Origin of the sequence: Streptomyces caatingaensis (assembly GCF_001187435.1) — a bacterium.
GTDB lineage: Bacteria > Actinomycetota > Actinomycetes > Streptomycetales > Streptomycetaceae > Streptomyces > Streptomyces caatingaensis.
In genome coordinates this window covers 153,866-160,998 of sequence record NZ_LFXA01000012.1, presented here as the reverse complement: position 1 = coordinate 160,998, position 7,133 = coordinate 153,866, and the positions used below count along the sequence as shown (strand labels likewise).

Annotated in this window: 4 protein-coding genes; all 4 read right to left on the bottom strand. The window is 72.1% G+C overall.

What is annotated here, in order from left to right; translation table 11 throughout:
* Window positions 1–182: 182 nt before the first annotated feature.
* On the bottom strand, window positions 183–950 hold the full coding sequence (locus tag AC230_RS19325) for a thioesterase II family protein (protein WP_049717544.1): 768 nt from the start codon (window positions 948–950) through the stop codon (window positions 183–185).
* Window positions 951–1,073: 123 nt separating this feature from the next.
* Window positions 1,074–3,923: a helix-turn-helix transcriptional regulator gene (locus AC230_RS19320; RefSeq protein WP_078871395.1), complete on the bottom strand. Its 2,850-nt coding sequence runs from the start codon at window positions 3,921–3,923 to the stop codon at window positions 1,074–1,076.
* Between the two features lie 363 nt (window positions 3,924–4,286).
* Window positions 4,287–5,993, bottom strand: a complete 1,707-nt coding sequence (locus tag AC230_RS19315) for an MDR family MFS transporter (protein ID WP_078871394.1) — start codon at window positions 5,991–5,993, stop codon at window positions 4,287–4,289.
* Between the two features lie 289 nt (window positions 5,994–6,282).
* Entirely contained in the window at window positions 6,283–6,888 is a 606-nt protein-coding gene (locus tag AC230_RS19310; RefSeq protein WP_049717542.1) for a response regulator transcription factor, read from the bottom strand.
* Between the last annotated feature and the right edge of the window lie 245 nt (window positions 6,889–7,133).

Sequence of the window (7,133 nt, the reverse complement as noted above, 5' to 3'; positions counted from 1 at the left end):
AAGACCGCTTGTGGGCGGGGCGCGGAACGTTCCCGAAAGGCGACGAGGACGCGGTCACGGCGCCCCCCGGAATACCGGCCGGTAATACTCCGGAAATACCCGGTCGCCACTTCTCCCGCGCCACGGCGCCCCGCCCGGGACACCGCCCGCCCCCACCGGGACAAGGCACCGGCCCCCCGCCCCTACCGCACGCCCGCGAGCCCCCGGCGGATCGTGTCGAGCACCGCGCCCTGGTGCCGCTCCAGGAAGAAGTGCCCACCGGAGAACGTCGACACCGCGCACTCCCCGTCCGTGTGCTCCCCCCAGGCGGCCGCCTCCTCCGCACTGGTCCGCGGGTCGGCGTCGCCCGTCAGCACGGTCACCGGCGCCGAGATCCCGGCCCCCGGCGCCGCCCGGTAACGCTCGATCGCCCGGTAGTCGGCACGGAGCACCGGCAGCACCATGGCCATCAGCTCCTCGTCCTCCAGCCACCGCGAGTCCGTACCGCCCAGCAGCCGCATCTCCTCGACCACCGCCGCGTCACTGCCCTGATGGACCCGCTCGTCCCGGAACCGGCCCGGCGCCCGCCGCCCCGACGCGAACAGCCGCACCGGACCGGGCCCGCCGCGCCGCTCCCGGCGCAGCGCCACCTCGAACGCGAGGACCGCGCCCATGCTGTGGCCGAAGAACGCGTACGGCACACCCGAACCGAGCCCGGCGGCCGTCAGCACCTCGTCGATCCGGTCGGCCAGCCGCCCGATGTCGTCGACGCACGGCTCGCCACGGCGGTCCTGCCGGCCCGGGTACTGCACGGCGACGACGTCCACCTCCGGGGCCAGCGACGCCGACACCGGGAAGTAGTAACTGGCCGAACCCCCGGCGTGCGGGAAGCACACCAGGCGCACCCGCGCTCCGGGAGCCGGGTGGAAACTGCGCAGCCACTCGCGCTGGTTCGCGGTCGTCGTCGTCACCGTTCGTTCCTGTCGTCCGCCGTCGGGAAGCCGTCGAGAAAGGGCTCGGGAACCCCGAACCTCGCACCGGCCGCCCGCCCCGGACAACCCCTATCGGCCCCCTGTCCCACGGCCGGGACCGGCTCAGGCCGTACTGCCGGCCCCGGCCAGCTCCGGCGCGCCCCGGTCACCGCTCTCCTTCAGACGCAACGGCAGATCCGCCCGCTGCTTCACGTTGAGCTTGCGGTAGACCCGCGTCAGATGCTGCTCGACCGTGCTGACCGTGATGTACAGCTCACGGGCGATCTCCCGGTTGGTGTGCCCCACCGCCGCCAGCGCCGCCACCCGCCGCTCCGCGTCGCTCAGCGCCTCGACCCCGTCCGCGCCGCTGTCCTCCAGGCTCTTCGCCGCGTCACCCGTCGACAGCAGCGTCCGGCACAACTGCTGCGCCCCGCAGTCCTCCGCGAGCTGGAGCGCCTGCTGGCCCAGCAGCCGTGCCCGGCTGAACTCGCCCAGCTCATGGTGCGCCCGGCTCAACTCGGCCAGTGCACACGCCAGTTGGGCCTGGTCGCCGGAGGTGCCCAGCAGGTCCACCGCCTCCCGCAGCAGCGCCGTGCGCCGCTTGCCGTCCTCGGCCTCCGCCAGCGCCCGCAGCGACAGCCCCCGCACCCGCGGATCGTGCGCCCCCGGCATCGCCAACTGCTCGGCGAGCAGCTCCCGCGCCGCCTTGCCACGCCCCAGCGCGAGATGGGCCAGCGCCAGGTCACTGCGCCACGGCACCATCTCGGGCAGGTCCATCGCCCACGACCGCGACAGCTCGCCGCACCGGTGGAAGTCCAGATACGCGTCGCCCGGCCGGTGCGTCGCCAGGTAGTGGTGGCCGCGCGCCCGCAGGTAACGCAGCCCCGACGGACTCTGGAACATGCCCTCCGGCACCGCCTGCCGCAGCACCCGCGCCGCCTCCTCGTGCCGGCTCAGCGACGTCAGCGCGAACAGCTGCACCGACAGCGGATGGCCGATGGCCGTACCCCAGCCGCGCGCCGACAGCAGCCGCAGGGCGTCCTGCGCCTGCTCGACCGCCCGGTGCAGCGCCCCCTGCCGCAGCGACACCTCCGCCAGGAACGCGGTCAGCAACGCCTCCCACGTGGTGGTCTGCTGGACACGGGCCTCGGCGAGGAACTTCCGGCAGAAGGCCGCCGCCTTCCCCGTCCGGCCGGTGTTGATGAGGGCCGAGAGCGCGAACTGCACCTCGCCCATGGTCTTGCTCGACAGCCGCAACGTCGTGGCCAGCGCGTTCTCCGCCCAGTCCACCACCCGGCCGCGCATCCCCTCGTGCAGCGCGGTGACCAGCGCCGCCTGCGCGGAGCGCGGCGCCGTCGCCCCCTGGTCGCCCGCCCCGGCGTCGGCGTCCAGGGCCTCCAGCCCGTTGTGCGGCGGCTGCGACCCCAGGTGCAGCCAGTGATGCAGGCTCTTGAGCGGGCACGACCGCGAGGAGTCCCGCGCACCGGCCTCCTCCGCCGAGGACTTGAACCAGGCGATGAGCTCGTGCGCCTCCTGCGTCCTGCCGTGCCAGAACAGCTGCAACGCCACCGTGAGCGCCTTGCTCCGCTCCAGGTCCCCCCGCACCGCCGCCTCCTTGAGCGGAGTCAGGTAACGGGCGGCGGCCGACGGGTCGCAGCTCCAGAGCAGCTCGGTCAGGGACAGGGTGAGCGAGGCGCGCAGAACGGGGTCCTCGCAGTCGCGCTGCGCCAGCTCCAGGCAGCTCAGGGTGAACCGCAGGTTGGCCTCGGCCAGCGCCTGGGTCCCCGCGTCCTGCAGCACCCGCACCGCCCACTGGCCGGGAATGCCGCCCGCGGCCACCAGATGCCGGGCCACCGCGGTGGCGTCCGCGCCGCCGTCGTGCAGCAGTTGGGCCGCGCGCAGGTGCAGGCCCACCTGGTCGTCGAGCGGGAGAGTGTCGAGGACGGCGGCCCGCACGGCCGGGTGGCGCAGCTGGCCGTCGCGCAGGAGCCGGGAACCGGCCAGCGAGTCGACGATCTTCACCACGCGCGGCTGCTCCATGCCGACGAGCTGGCCTATGATCCCCGGCTCGGCCGGGCCGTCGAGCACGGCCAGGCCCCGCGCCACGTCGATGGCGCTCTGGTCCCAGCGGTACAGGCAGGCGAACACCGCCTGGCGGAAGGATTCCTCGGTGCTGGGCACGGCCGGCAGCGCGTTCTGGTCGTCCATCGGCCGCAGGACGCCGTCCTCGATCAGGCCGCGCAGGAGGAGGGGGTTGCCGCCGCAGACGTCGTGGTAGGCGGGGGCCAGGAGCCCGGCCGCCGTCTCGTTGAGGTATTCGGTGAGGACCTCGGCCACCTGGCCGACGGAGAGCGGCCGCAGCCGGATGCCATGGCAGTTCGGCTGGCGCAGCAACTCGGCCCGGAAGGCGGGGTGCGCGAGCGGCGAGACGGTCCATTCGGTGAGGACCACGAGGAGTTTGTCGGTCTTCAGCCGCCGCAGCAGATAGAGGAGGACCTGGAGCGACGGGGCGTCGGCGTACTGCACGTCGTCGATGCCGATCACGATGGGCCGGTCGGCGGCGAACTCCAGCAGCGCCGCGCACAGGGTCCGGGCGATGCGGGCCGTGGCCTGTTTCATCGCCACCGGATCCTGGTCCGGGACCGGATCCCGCTCGGGGGCGGGATCCCCCGGTGACTGGCCGAGGAAGGCGCTGATCTGGTCGTCGGCCCAGCTCTGCAACTGCCGGTCGTGCAGATCGTGGAACAACTGGCTCAGCACACCGAAAGGATGGCTCCGTTCGGCCCGGGAGCCCATGGCCGTCAGGACCAGTGCCCCGGCCCCCGCCGCTTCTTCGCCGAACGTGTGGAGAAGGACCGTCTTCCCGCTGGCGACCGCGCCCTCCACGAGCGCGACTTGTGCCCGGTGCCGTTGGGACTGTTCGAAGAGTTCTCTCAGGAGAGCGATTTCACTGCCGCGCTCCGCAAATATCATGCGCCGTCACCCCCGTACGTACTTGGGGAGCAACCTCGTCAGGTCCGGCAAAAGCTTGGGCAATTCTTGACCATCTTTTTGCTCGACTCAATGGTTGGCGCTCCCAAACCCGTTCTTCGTGCAATCTATCGCATCAGGCCATATGCGGAACATGACCGTCTGGTTGTGAACGACTCCTTGCCGGAGGTGTTCACCGAGCCGTCAATCGGGTTGACGAGGGGACGGAATGATTGGTTCCGTGTGTTTGCCGGGAGTTGGTCCGGAGTTCGCCCGGAAGGTGCCGAACGGCCAGTAGCGTGGCCGGAACCGAAAAGAACAGGGCCCGCGCCAACGGCACGGGCCCACCAGCGAGGTGACGCCACGTCACTCCGGATCGGCGGAGCCGGTGTGCGGTGCCCGCTTCTCGACCAGCAGCGCCGCCGCGACGAACCCCAGGGCCGCCACACCGGCCGCGACCAGGAAGGAGAGGGAGATCGACGTGACGAACCCCTCCTTGAACGGCCCGGCCAGCCGCGGATCGAGACGCTGAAGGAACGACATGTCGGACAGGGCGCCCTGCCCCGCACCACCCCCCTTCACCGCAGAGAAGAACGGCGCGTTCTCCGGCGCCGACCGCACGGCCGGATCGTTCAGCGCCGCGAGGAACTCCCGCGTCCGCGCGGCCTTGACGAACGCGTCGTGGATATTCCCCGCCAGCGGACGGAAGAGCACCGACATCAGGGCCGCCAGCCCCAGCGAGCCGCCGATCTGGCGGAAGAACGTCACCAGTGACGTGCTCAGCCCCATCGCCTCACGCGGTACGCAGTTCTGCGCCGCGACCGTCAGCGTCTGCAGGCAGTTCCCCAGACCGACGCCGAACACCACCATGTACACCACCGGTTGCCACAGCGGCGTCCGCACGTCCACGGTCGCGAACAGCGCCAGCCCCGCCACCGTGAGGACCATGCCCGCCACCGTGAGCCCCTTGTAACGGCCGGTCCGCGAGACGGCACCGCCCGAGAACACCGCGGCGGCCATCATCCCGACCATCAGCGGAATCGTCATCAGCCCCGCCTCGGTCGGTGACTGCCCGCGCACGATCTGCAGGTACTGGGGAACGAGCACGATCCCGCCATACATCCCCACCCCGCTCAGCGCGGCGGTCACCATCGTCGTCCGGAACGCCGGGATCCCGAACAGCCTCAGCGGTATCAACGCCTCCAGCTTCATGGCCCGTTCCACCAGCAGGAAGGCCACCAGGGCCACCGCCCCCAGCGCGTAGCAGCCGGCCGACCGCGCCGACAGCCAGCCCCAACTGCCGCCGTGCTCGGCCACGATGAGCACCGGGACGACGGCGAACGGCAGGATCGCCGCCCCCCACCAGTCCACCCGCTGCCGGCCCCCGCTCCGCGAGCCCTTGAACGCCACGGCCACCAGCACCAGCGAGACCACCCCCGTCGGCACGTTGACGAGGAACACCCACCGCCAGCCGGTCACCCCGAGGATCGACCCCCGCCCCGAGAAGAACCCGCCCAGCAGCGGACCCACCACACTGGAGAGCCCGTACACCGACATGAAGGCGCCCTGGTACCTGGGCCGCGCCTCCGCAGGCACCGTGTCCGCGATGATCATCAAGCCGGTGATGACCAGGCCGCCCGCACCCAGGCCCTGCACCCCGCGGTACACGGCCAGCTGATAGACCGACCCCGCGAACGAGCAGGCGACCGACCCCAGGAGGAAGACGGACGTCGCACCCAGGAAGAGCGGCTTCCGTCCGTAGACGTCCGACAGCTTCCCGTACAGCGGCGTCGTCATCGACAGCGTCACCAGATACGCGGTGCTGACCCAGGCCTGGGCGTCCACCCCCTTGAGGTCGTCGGCGATCGTCGCCATCGATGTGGCGACGATCGTCTGGTCCAGGGCCGAGAGGAACGTCCCGAGCATGAGCCCGAGCGTGATCAGCCCGATCCGCCGTCGCGAATAAGGGGAAACGGGCGACGGCGCGCCGGGGCCGGCGGTATCCGTGGCCCCCGGCGGAGCGGCGGACGGGGAGACGGGAGGTCCTTCTTCGGCACGCGCCGGCTTTTCCATGGAAACAGCTCCCTCACGTTCGGGGTGCGTTCGGCGGAATGCGGAGACCCCGCCGCGGACGAATCCGGACGCGGCCGTGCGCGGAGACCTGCGCGGAGAACGGACGGTCGGGGCGGACCGAATCCTGTGAAACGGGCGCGGAAAACACGGGGGCGCGGCACGGCGACGAGGCCGGACCCGGACACCTAAGCACGCACCGGCCCTCCGGTCCCCGCCCGCCGGCACGATTAGGGGCCGCACCACGGCGAAGTGGGGAACTCCCCCTACCGCGCCCGCACGGCCCCGCGGGTCACAGCCAGCCCCGGTTCTCCGCCAGCAGCACGGCCTCGGCACGCGTGCCCGCACCCGTCTTGCGCATCGCCGAGGACAGGTGATTGCGGACCGTCCCCTCCGACAACCGCAGCCCCCGGGCCACCTCCGCCACCGTCCGCCCGTCGCTCGCCGCGCGCAGCACCTCGCGCTCCCGGTCCGTCAACGGACTCACCCCGCTCGCCAGCGACTCCGCCGCCAGCTCCGGATCGACCACCCGCAGCCCCGCGTGGACCCGGCGCACCGCGTCCACCAGATGTTCCGGCGGCGCGTCCTTCACGATGAAACCGGCCGCCCCCGCGGCCAGCGCCCGCGCCAGATACCCGGGCCGGCCGAACGTCGTGCAGATGACCACCCGGCACGACGGCAGCACCGACCGCAGCTCCGCCGCCGCCTCCAGCCCGTCCCTGCCGGGCATCTGCACATCCAGCAACGCCACGTCGGGCCGGGTCCGCAGCGCGGCCTCCACCGCCTCCTCGCCCGAACCCACCTCGGCGACCACCGTGATGTCGCCCTCCAGACCGAGCATGGCCGACAGCGCCCCGCGGACCAGCCGCTGGTCGTCGGCGAGCAATACCTTGATCATGTCTTTCCTGTCGGCCGGACTCCGCCCCGACCGTACCCGACCCCCGGCCCCCACCCCACCCCGCCGGGGAGCCGGCCGACCCCGCCCCCAGCACATGATCACTGATAGGGGCCGGTTAGGGGTGTTCGCCCCGAGGCCGTCTCCATAACCTGACGGCAACCAGCCGACTCGGTAATTCCCGGACGCACGCGCACCCATGTGCCCGCGACCCGTGAACGAAAGGCGGCCGGCCGCCAGTCGGCCCG